This is a genomic window from Rheinheimera baltica (assembly GCF_030731985.1).
GTDB lineage: Bacteria > Pseudomonadota > Gammaproteobacteria > Enterobacterales > Alteromonadaceae > Alishewanella > Alishewanella baltica.
Map to the genome: position 1 here is coordinate 432,493 of NZ_JAPJDY010000002.1, position 10,511 is coordinate 443,003.

At 46.1% G+C, this 10,511-nt stretch carries 10 protein-coding genes; 5 read left to right on the top strand and 5 right to left on the bottom strand.

From position 1 onward, the window contains the following. Positions 1-19: 19 nt before the first annotated feature. The gene (locus ORJ00_RS04880; RefSeq protein ID WP_027670899.1) at positions 20-601 is read left to right on the top strand and encodes an SIS domain-containing protein; all 582 of its coding nucleotides are present in this window, start codon (positions 20-22) and stop codon (positions 599-601) included. Next, positions 598-1,173, top strand: coding sequence for a division/outer membrane stress-associated lipid-binding lipoprotein (gene dolP, locus ORJ00_RS04885; protein WP_027670900.1), 576 nt, complete (start codon positions 598-600; stop codon positions 1,171-1,173). Before ORJ00_RS04880 ends, dolP begins: the two co-directional genes overlap by 4 nt. A 69-nt stretch (positions 1,174-1,242) precedes the next feature. Here dolP and ORJ00_RS04890 read toward each other — a convergent pair whose 3' ends face one another. The 3 genes from ORJ00_RS04890 to ORJ00_RS04900 all read right to left on the bottom strand — a co-directional run bounded on the left by ORJ00_RS04890 (position 1,243) and on the right by ORJ00_RS04900 (position 3,397). Beyond that, entirely contained in the window at positions 1,243-1,920 is a 678-nt protein-coding gene (locus ORJ00_RS04890; protein WP_027670901.1) for a DUF599 domain-containing protein, read from the bottom strand. A 35-nt stretch (positions 1,921-1,955) separates the two neighbouring features. Further along, complete coding sequence (gene rarD, locus ORJ00_RS04895) at positions 1,956-2,864, bottom strand: EamA family transporter RarD (protein WP_027670902.1); 909 nt, start codon at positions 2,862-2,864, stop codon at positions 1,956-1,958. Between the two features lie 80 nt (positions 2,865-2,944). Further along, a complete protein-coding gene (locus tag ORJ00_RS04900) occupies positions 2,945-3,397 on the bottom strand; it encodes a thioesterase family protein (protein WP_027670903.1) in 453 nt (150 codons plus the stop codon). A gap of 148 nt (positions 3,398-3,545) precedes the next feature. Here ORJ00_RS04900 and recQ point away from each other — a divergent pair, with 148 nt between their 5' ends. Further along, a complete protein-coding gene (recQ, locus tag ORJ00_RS04905; RefSeq protein ID WP_305975228.1) occupies positions 3,546-5,369 on the top strand; it encodes a DNA helicase RecQ in 1,824 nt (607 codons plus the stop codon). On the opposite strand, the gene ORJ00_RS04910 is transcribed toward recQ, so the two are convergent. Then, a complete protein-coding gene (locus ORJ00_RS04910) occupies positions 5,339-5,644 on the bottom strand; it encodes a c-type cytochrome (protein WP_084153542.1) in 306 nt (101 codons plus the stop codon). The two genes, recQ and ORJ00_RS04910, sit on opposite strands and share 31 nt — an antisense overlap. A gap of 199 nt (positions 5,645-5,843) precedes the next feature. Between ORJ00_RS04910 and ORJ00_RS04915 the strand changes: the two genes are divergently transcribed. Both ORJ00_RS04915 and ORJ00_RS04920 read left to right on the top strand, forming a co-directional pair. Next, positions 5,844-8,711 carry an EAL domain-containing protein gene (locus ORJ00_RS04915; RefSeq protein ID WP_306126310.1) on the top strand — a complete coding sequence of 956 codons (2,868 nt, stop codon included), beginning with the start codon at positions 5,844-5,846 and terminating at the stop codon, positions 8,709-8,711. 130 nt (positions 8,712-8,841) lie between these two features. Beyond that, positions 8,842-9,447, top strand: a complete 606-nt coding sequence (locus tag ORJ00_RS04920; RefSeq protein WP_027671800.1) for a YkgJ family cysteine cluster protein — start codon at positions 8,842-8,844, stop codon at positions 9,445-9,447. 42 nt (positions 9,448-9,489) lie between these two features. On the opposite strand, the gene ORJ00_RS04925 is transcribed toward ORJ00_RS04920, so the two are convergent. Further along, on the bottom strand, positions 9,490-10,509 hold the full coding sequence (locus ORJ00_RS04925; RefSeq protein WP_306139147.1) for a zinc-binding alcohol dehydrogenase family protein: 1,020 nt from the start codon (positions 10,507-10,509) through the stop codon (positions 9,490-9,492). Between the last annotated feature and the right edge of the window lie 2 nt (positions 10,510-10,511).

Here is a 10,511-nt window from a genome sequence, read left to right on the forward strand (position 1 = left end):
CAACAAGCAGGATAACCTGATGCAAGAACATATTCGCCAGCTTTTTAGCGAAAATATTCAAACCATGATCGCAGCCGGAGAAAGCCTGTCAGGACCACTTGAAAATGCCGCCTTCGTTATAGTTAATAACCTGGTTAGCGGTGGCAAAGTCATTTGTTGTGGTGATGGCGCTACACATGCATTAGCATGCCATTTCTCTCAGCTTCTGTTAGATCAATTTGAAACAGAACGCCCCTGCCTGCCGGCTATAGCATTGCAACAACATAACAACAGCCTGCAGCACAGTCATCAGCTGGATTATCTGGCGCGACAAATTAAAGCCATCGGTAATAGCAATGATGTATTGTTGGTCGTTTCCATCACAGGAAGTGAACCCAGTTTAATTAAAGCGGTCGAAGCTGCATTAACCAACGACATGAAAGTTATTGCGTTAACCGTGGATGGTAGTGGCGAACTGTCTGGGCTACTAAACCAACAAGACGTTGAATTAAAAGTGCCGGCTCATCGGCGGGCACGCATTTTTGAATGTTATACCTTTTTACTTCACAGCTTATGTGAGCTAATTGATATGACCCTATTTCCGCAACAAGGAGAGCTATGAATACCGTAAAGCTGCTTTGCGCCTGCACACTGCTGGCATTGTTACAAGGTTGTGCTGCGGCAGTGGTAGCCGGTGGCGCCACAGCTATGACAGCAGCAAACGACAGGCGCACTCTGGGTGCCCAAATTGATGACAAAAACGTGGTATTAAAGGCGCAAAGAGCACTGGCTGATAACCCAACAACAGCCGAAGGCAGCAACATCAATGTAACCAGTTACAATGGTGTTATCTTGCTAACAGGCCAAACAACTAGCGAACAAACCCGACAGCAAGCTCAAGTGGTGCTAAGTGGAATTGATGGCGTGCGTGATGTGCAAAACCAAATTAGATTGGGTAACAATACCGCAATGACCACCCGCACCCGAGATGGCTGGATATCGACTAAAGTAAAAAGTCAGCTGTTAGCCGATGAACAGGTAAGTGGTTTAAATATTAAAGTCGTCACAGAAAATGCAGAAGTCTTTCTACTCGGTATTGTCACCGCACAAGAAGCGGCGAAAGCCGTCGATATTGCCCGACATGTTGATGGCGTATCGCGGGTGATAAAAGCCTTTGAAATAAAACAGAACTAAGCGCAACAGCCGCATAAAGCAAGGTCGCAAACAGCCAGGTTTTGTGCGGCAAAACCCAGCAATTTTTAACTAGCATTCTTTTAATGCTTTTAACACTTTAGAATGAAACTCACGTTGTTTCATTACCAACATAACCAATACTGATGCCACCATGAATAAAATGGGATCAATGAACCAGGCTAACGCTGACAGTGAAAAGTAAATAGCGCGCAAGCCGTAATTAAACGAGTGTCCCGCCTGATCAATCACTTTGGCCGCCCGATTGGCATACAGTTGTTGCTCTTCAGCAGCCATTGCCCGTCCGTCTGGCGCCGCACCAATTAACACGCCGCAAAAGCCATACTGGCGCAATGACCAGGTAAACTGAAAGAAAGCAAATACAAATATAAAAGTCAGTAGCAACAGTTTTAGTTGTATTGCGCCCTCTGAATAGCTGGCCCAAGGCACCAAATTAGTTAGCATGACACTCAGTTTATCTGCAGACGCCATTGCAGTAAGTAAACCAGCAAGGATTAGCAGGGTACTTGAGGCAAAAAAAGTTACATTGCGCTCCAAGGTAGAAATAAGCCCCACATCAGCCATTTTATTATCACGCAGTAACATGTTCTGCATCCAGTCGTTACGCTTGCGGCGCAATTCAAACGAGAGACAACTGACCGATTTTGCCCGATGCTTGGCAAACAAGGTATAGCCGACCCACAACCCAAAAAACCAGATAACAGCTATAAAATCTATGATATTAGCCATTACATATCTCCTCGACATTCATAATACCAAACACCTTAACTTACTCCGGTTTGTAACCTGCGCTGACGACTAGCGTGCCAGGCATCAATGGTATAGACCAGTAGCGCTAGCCAAATTAGCGCGAATGTTACTAACCGTTCTGCAGCAAAGGGTTCTTGGTATAACCACACCCCGAACACAAACATAAAACTAGGACCGATATACTGGAAAAACCCCATTGTCGACAACTGTAAACGCCTGGCTCCGGCAATAAAACACAAAAGGGGGACTGTTGTTACTAAACTGGCTGCAACCAAATAACTATTCAGCTGCCAACTATTTTGCAGTAAATTAGCTGCGCTACTGTCGGCATAATGCCACCAAAACCACAATGCCAGCGGCAACAGCAACAGTGACTCATAAAACAGCCCAGTAATTGCATCTACCGCCAGTTTTTTTCGCATTAAACCGTAAATAGCAAAAGACCCTGCCAGCGTAAGCGCTATCCAGGGCAAAGAGCCATAGGTAATAAGTTGGATAAGTACTCCGCTGCATGCCAGCCCAACCGCAGCCCATTGCAGCTTTCTAAGCCGCTCACCCAGAAATAGCATACCTAATAAAACATTTAGTAATGGATTAATGTAATAACCCAAGCTGGCATCCAGCATATGGTTGCTGTTTACCGCCCAGATAAACAAGCCCCAGTTACCGCCTAACAACAATGCAGATATAAGTAACCAGGCTAATATTTTTGGCTGACGCATTAGCGCGATAACCTTGCGCACTTGCTTAAGCGCAACCAACACAAGCAATAACAGCAGAAAAGACCAGACAATACGGTGCAGCAGAATTTCCGTGGCAGGTATAAAATCTATTTGTTTAAAATACAGCGGGGCTAATCCCCACAAACTATACGCGCTGGCGGCAAAGATCCCACCTAGCTTTTGTTCACGACTTAAAGACATGCAGGCCCGCTCCGCTGATTAAGCCGGCATTATACGCTTATTAACAGCACAGCGGCAGGACACTTACCGGTAAAAAACGGTCAGCCAACTAAATAGGTACCGGTACCCAGCGCAATATGCACACCCTGCTCATTGTGTAACTCCATTCTGCACACTGCCACTTTATTACCGGCTCTGATTACGCGCGCGGTTGCCGTAAACATCACTCCTCTGCCTGGGCGCAAGTAATCCGTACGAATATCAATAGTGCTCATTTTACCTAGCCTTTCAACCAGCTCGGCAGGTTCAACATCATTAAGTCGTTCTAGCGCCGTCGCTATTGCCATAATGCCACCGGCAACATCCAATACAGACGCAATAACACCGCCGTGCAGGATTTTCTGCACAGGGTTGCCCACCAACTGTTCTGACCAACCAAAACACACCTCTACGCCCTCTTCTGCAAAACGAGTAACGGTTAACCCTAACACCTTATTGAATGGCATTTGATCAAAAATCTGGCTGAGCATGGGTAGTAATGGATTGTTTTGCATCACATTCTCACTGGTAAGACCTTATAAGCGTTATGCTGTAGTCTACCGTAGCTAACTACTCTGGCAAGTTTTGTGGGTAATTTATTGTTTCTGTCATTCCGGTTTAGCTTTAGAATAGCGTCTTACTTTTGCTATCAACAGGTTTTAAGTGATACACGATCTGCTACCGCTGTTAAAACAAGCCTTTGGATACAGTGAATTCCGCGATGGTCAGCTAGATGTTATCCATGCAGCATTACAAGGTCAGGACAGCTTTGTACTTATGCCAACCGGAGGCGGTAAATCGCTGTGTTATCAGCTGCCCGCCTTAATGTTGCCACAGGTAACAGTGGTGGTGTCACCGCTAATGTCGCTAATGAAAGATCAGGTCGATGCACTGCAAGCCAACGGCATTGCGGCAGAGTTTGTCAACAGTAGCCTAACGCGGGAGCAGGTCATGCACGTGTTTGCGCGGCTGAGAAGGGGCGAGCTTAAACTGCTCTATGTTGCCCCAGAGCGTTTGTTACAACCGCAGTTTTTAGAGCGCATACAAGACGTTGGCGTAAGCCTGTTTGCAATTGATGAAGCGCATTGTATCTCACAATGGGGGCATGATTTTCGCCCGGATTATATGGCACTGGCGTTATTAAAACAGCGCTTTCCGACCGTTCCGGTGATGGCACTCACTGCAACGGCAGATTCTGCTACCCGGCAAGACATTCTGCAACAACTCAACCTGCAGCATCCTTTAGTGCACCTGGGTAGCTTTGACAGGCCCAACATTCGCTACACGGTACAAGAAAAATTCCGCCCGGTTGAACAGCTGGTCGGTTACCTGCAGCAGCAAGAAGGCAGCAGTGGTATTGTTTATTGCGCATCAAGGCGCAAAGTAGATGAACTTACAGAGCAGCTCAAACAGCGCGGGTTTAATGCCGCAGCCTATCATGCCGGCATGACTAGCGATGAACGCAACAACGTACAAGACGCGTTTAAACGCGATGACTACCAATTAATTGTGGCAACTGTTGCCTTTGGTATGGGAGTCAACAAATCGAACATTCGTTTTGTCGTGCATTTTGAATTACCGCGCACTATAGAAGCCTATTATCAGGAAACGGGCCGCGCGGGTCGGGATGGCGTGGCGGCTGAAGCCATGATGTTGTTTGATCCGGCCGATATTGGGCGGATGAAACGCTGGTTGGACGCAGAAGAAAATGCACAACGTGCGGAGGTCAGTTGGCAGAGATTTTTGGCCATGGCCGCTTTTGCAGAAGCACAAACATGCCGTCGCCTGGTACTGTTAAATTATTTTGGTGAAGCACGCCAAACACCCTGTGGCAACTGCGATACGTGCTTGCAACCACCCCAACAGTTTGATGGCACCGAGCTTGCACAAAAAGCCCTTTCTTGTGTTTACCGCGTAGGCCAAAGTTTTGGTATGCATCATGTTATTGATGTATTGCGGGGCGGGCAAACGCAAAAAATTACTGAGTTAGGGCATGATAAATTATCAACCTGGGGCATTGGAAAAGCGGTAAGCCACGATTATTGGCTTAGCATTTTGCGGCAACTTATTCATTTTGGTTTGCTGCAACAAGACATTACTGCCCACTCCGTACTTAAGCTAAAACCGGCGGCGCGCACCGTGTTGCGCGGCGAAACCCGATTATCTCTGGCGGTACCGCGCTTACAAAGCGCAAAACGTGAACCGGAGCGACTGAGTAAACAACAATATGACCGTCCGCTGTTTGCCCGGTTAAAAGCGTTACGAAAATCCATTGCACAGCGTGATGATGTACCGCCTTTTGTTATTTTTAGTGACGCCAGCCTAATAGAGATGAGCCAGCAGCTACCCACTGATAATCGCAGTTTGCTGGCTATTTCAGGCGTAGGGCAAACTAAATTGGCCCGCTACGGTGCCGACTTTATTGACGAAATTTGTAACTATCTCGCAGATGAGTCTCAACCCCCTGCAGGTAAACTGGCAAAATAGGCCGCAATATTAGCAACATCGGCATCGGTTAAACCGGCCGCCATTGGCGACATTATCGCGTTTTTTCGCTCACCATCACGATAAGCTTTAATCGACATTTGCAGATATCTCACCTTTTGTCCGGCTAAATTAGGGTAATCAGGAATGATAGAAATACCATTAGCGCCATGACAGGCGGCGCACACCGCTGCCTTGGCTTTTCCCGCCTCAATATCTGCAGCATTAACAACCGACGTCATTACCAGCAACCCCAATATGAATATTCCTTTTAACATGTTGATTGTCTCCCATTATTAGTTATCTGCTTAAGTTATAACCTAAGTCACTGAATGCTCAAGCCATGTATACGGCTATGTCACGGCTTTTAGCCCAGAATAGCTAAAAGCCTTTTTCTGCTGACACCTTTACTCGCTCTATGTTACTGTTTACGCCGAAAATCATTAACATCGTTTATCGGTAAAGGGAGTTTACAACGTGAGAACCGCCGTGCATGGGATATTGTTGCTGCTGTGGCTCTTCAGCGCTGGCGTTCATGCTTTTCATGCCGAGACTAATACATTGCAACGCCAGCTTAATGGCCGGCAAACGTTGCCACTGGTGTATTATCAGATTTCCCCCCAACAAATCACACTAGATGATTTATTGTCTGATCCGGTTTATCACCACAGTTTCAGCCTGCTCCCATCAACTAAACGTCTTATATTTAATGAAAGCGAAGCCGTATGGCTGTTTGCCAGGCTACGCAACAGCAATACTCGCACCTTACAGGCAATTTTAGAATATGATTTTCCACTTGCTGATAAGATTGAAATTTATCAGGTAGATCGTCACAATCAAGATATCACGCTTCTAAGTCGCACCGGCAACGATTATCCGTTCAGTGAGCGCGCATTGCCTTATCGCAGTTTTGCCGTAAATATCAACCTTGCCCCGGCAGAAGAAACCGATATTTTTATCAAAATTCAGGACGCTGCAGTTATCCCCAGTGAGCTACTAATATGGGACGTCGAAAGCTTTACGGCGACTAAACAACAGCAAGCCATGCTAGATGGTCTGCTACAAGGTTTTTTATTGTTACTTGCGCTGTACAACCTGATCTTACTTCAGCAAAGTAAAGCGAAATATTACCTGTATTATGCGGGTTTCTTTGTTAGCTTCGCACTGGTAATTGCAATCTTAAATGGTATGGCGTTTAAATTACTGTGGCCGGGCTACCCCGAGATCAACCAAGCGATACTTTATATTGCAGCCGGCTTTAACTTGTTGTGTTTGAATATGTTTGTTCGCTACGCTGTGCGCACCATCTCAGGTTTTTGGTGGCACTTATGCCATTACATCAGTACTGCTATTGCATTAGCACTGTTATTTAGCCCATTGTTTACCAGTGGCCAATCCCGATTATTTCTATTACTTTTTGCTGCTAGTTGGGTACTAAGTAATAATCTACTATTGGCAATCCGGCTTAGTTTGCGCGGGCAAGAAAAAGCGAAAAGTTTTATCTGGGCTTGTGTATTTACCTTTATCAGCGCGCTGCTAATAACTCTGAATCAGGCTGGCTACTTACACGCCAATTTTGACTGGTCTTTTATTCTGTTTTCGTTGGTGCTGCTGTGCCTGGCCCTCACCAGTTTTAACTTGCATAAATTTCAAATTCAAACCGTATTGCCGGAATCAGATAACACTGAACTGGCGCACTATCGCGATATCTTTAACAATGCCGTTGAGGGTATGTTTACCACAACATTGGATGGAGCGCTGTTAAACGCAAATCAAGCCCTGCTGGATATTCTTGGCTATAACAGTCTGCCTGAGCTGAAACAGGCCATTGCAGGAACAGGGATGTCCAGGTTTTATGCCGATCCCAGTGAACGTCAACATATGCTGAAACAGTTAGAGCTTGGCAGTAAAAAGAACTTTGAGATCCAAGGTTTACGGGGTGACAACAGCGCATTTTGGGCGTTAATGTCTGTGCGCCTTTCTGCCTCCAACGCCCAAAAAACTGCCTTCGTTCATGGTTCAGTAATCGATATTACTGAACAAAAACTGGCATATGAACAACTTGCCTATCTGGCGAACCATGACACACTCACCTCATTATACAATCGCTATTACTTTGAGCAGCAATTACAAAGCTTATGTGACCAAAGCGGCTCTGATAAAGGCTGCGTAATGTATATCGATGTAGATCAATTTAAGCTGATCAATAATAGTTGTAGCCACTGTGCTGGTGATACGCTACTTAAACAACTTAGCGACGTATTAAAACGCACAGTTCACCATAATGGCCCGCTGGCCCGACTTGATAGTGACGAATTTGGTGTTTTACTTGCTGGCAAAAATGCGAACGAAGCTTTTTCGTTGGCGTACCGCATGCTGGATGCTATTCGAGAAATGCGTTTTATTTGGCAAGATAGTGTCTACACCATCAGCATTTGTATTGGTATTGCCGAGATCCAGCAAGATGATAGCATTGCGGACAGTGTGCTGAAAAAAGCAGATGCTGCTTGCGACATTGCTAAGCAAAAGGGCCATAACCGCATACAGCTGTTTGATGCTAATGATCTTGATACGCAACATCATCAGGCAGAAGTGCAGTGGGTCAAACAGTTAAGCCGGGCAGTACAAGAAGACCGTTTCGTACTTTTTCAACAAGCCATTAAAGCATTAGGGCCACAAGACAACGGCTTGCACTATGAATTGCTCTTACGCTTGCGGGCTGAAGACGATAGCCTAGTGACACCAGGAAGCTTTTTGAACTCGGCTGAGCGCTATGGCTTAATGCCGCAAATAGACCGCTGGGTAATTAAGCACTATTTCCGCTGGTTGCAGCAGCAGCCAAAACATCTTAGTCAACTGTATTTATGTAATATTAATTTATCAGGAAGTTCATTGCTCGACCCAACCTTCAAACAGGATACACAACTGCTGTTTGAACAGTATCAGATCCCTTTTGATCGTATTTGCTTTGAAATAACCGAAAGTGTTGCCATTATAAATCTGCAAAGTACGTTGGCCTTTATTGAACATTTTCGCGCTAAAGGCTGTCGTTTTGCACTTGATGATTTTGGCAGCGGTTTTTCATCTTATAGTTATTTAAAACAGTTCCCCGCAGATTTCGTCAAAATTGATGGTCATTTCGTCCGCGATTTGCTCGATGATCACTATGACAAAGCCATTGTAAAATCTATCCATGAAGTCGCCAGGGCTATGGGGATGCAAACCGTTGCAGAGTTCGTTGAAACGGATGAAATACTATCAATGTTACAAATGATGGGTATAGACTACGTGCAAGGTTACTGTATTGCCCGGCCGAAACCCCTTAGTGCGTTGCTTAATGAGTAAGCTGGGGGATAAATATATTTTCACTAGCCTATTGCCGATAGATTAACCAACTCAGTACAATGCATGGGCGACGTGTCGTCGTTTCTAAACAGGCAAACCTAAATTACTATTTATTTCGTTCGGAGTCTTTATGCAACGGCTGCGTGAGTTATCGCGTCGTGTTGAGGCTGTGTATGGCGAAATAGCGACAACGTTTTCAACATACCAACAACAGCGTGGCTTAACATGTCGCTCGGGTTGTGGTGAATGTTGCTTGCAACCGACGATAGAAGCGACGGTGCTGGAAATGTTGCCGCTGGCATTACACTTGTTTGATCAAGGTAAAGCGGAACAAACACTGACACAACTCGAAGAGTTAACAGAGCCTCAGGGCTGTTTTTTTTATCAAAAGCTATCATTTGATGGCAAACAGGGGCAATGCAGTGTTTATCAACAGCGTCCCAGCATATGCCGCTTGTTCGGCGCGTCTGGCTATCGTGATAAACTTGGCAAGACATCACTGTCTACCTGCAAAGTAATCAAGGCAGACCATACGGCTGCTTATCAAGATACGTTGATTGCTCTGGAGTCTGATCCACCGCCAATGATGATTATGGCGAAAGAGCAGGTTAACGAACTGGATTACGAGTTAGGTAAACAGCATCTACCCATTAATGAAGCATTAAAACAGGCGCTGGAAAGGGTGTTATTTAAAGCCTGGTACAGTGGCCTGAATGATGATCAGCAAATTGCTTAAATCTCGTCACAGCAGTCAGCAATGACCGCTGTGACGCTGTTATCACCAACCTTGAAGCACAATCTTACCAATAGCCTTGCCACTTTCTAACAGCTGATGAGCCTGACGTAAGTTGGCGGCGTTAATGGTACCCAGGGTTTGCTTAAGCGTGGTTTTTATTTGTCCTTGCTGTACCAAACGGCTTAAATCGCTAAGCAGCTGATGTTGCGCCTGCATATCTGCGGTAGCAAACATCGCTCGGGTAAACATAAACTCCCAATGCAAAGAAATACTCTTTTGCTTGAGGGGCATAATATCAATGCCCGTGGCGGGATCATCAATCAGTGCTAATTTGCCCTGCGGAGCCAGTAGCTTTACCAATTCAGCATAATGTTGCTCAGTATGCGTTAAACTGGCAACGTGGCTCACCGCGTTTATGCCCAGCGCGTCCAGTTGAGGTATCAACGGCTGGCTGTGATCCAAAACATAGTGCGCGCCTAATTCACTAACCCATTGCTTGGTTTCTGCACGTGATGCCGTGCCAATAACTGTTGCCGTTGTTAGCTGCCGTGCAAGCTGAACCAAAATTGAGCCTACCCCACCAGCGGCGCCTGTCACTAACAAAACCGGGCGCGGATGTTTCAAGCTGGGTTGTTGCACTTCCAGGCGTTCAAACAGCAGTTCCCAGGCGGTAATCGCCGTGAGCGGCAATGCAGCAGCCTGAGCAAAATCAAGGCAATCAGGCATAACGGCAACCAGTCGCTCGTCAACCAGGTGCAGCTCACTGTTACTACCCTGACGGGTTAAACAACCGGCATAAAATACCTTGTCGCCCGCTTTAAACAGCGTAACGTCTTCCCCAACTGCGACAACTTCACCGGCAGCATCCCAACCAAGTACCTTGTACTGACCAGGTTCAGCCTGTACCCGCTGCCGCACCTTGGTATCTACCGGATTGACTGAAATCGCATTAACACGTACCAGAATATCCCGCCCTTTAGCCACCGGCTCCGGTAGTTGTATATCCAGCAACGCCTGAGGATCAGTCACGGCTAAAGATTGTTGATAACCTACTGCTTTCATTT